Annotated in this window: 1 pseudogene; it reads left to right on the top strand. The window is 53.9% G+C overall.

The annotated features are described in order from the left end of the window. Positions 1 to 230, top strand: a pseudogene (locus tag FDX22_RS00675) (basic amino acid antiporter); the annotation flags it as partial.

The following is a 230-nucleotide window of genomic DNA, read 5'->3' on the forward strand; positions in this document are numbered from 1 at the left end:
CGTTGACCATGCCGCTACTGGCACCGTTGGGCGATCTGGTTGGCGTCAACCGTCAGGTCACCGTTCTGGCATTCCAGTTTGGTGACGGATTCAGTCATATTATCTATCCTACGTCGGCATCACTGATGGCAACGTTAGGCGTTTGTCGGGTGGATTTTCGTAACTGGCTGAAGGTAGGCGCCACGCTGTTGGGACTGCTGTTTATTATGTCCAGCGTGGTGGTGATTGGC

The sequence above is a fragment of the Citrobacter sp. TBCS-14 genome (assembly GCF_005280805.1).
In the GTDB taxonomy this organism is placed as follows: domain Bacteria; phylum Pseudomonadota; class Gammaproteobacteria; order Enterobacterales; family Enterobacteriaceae; genus Citrobacter; species Citrobacter gillenii.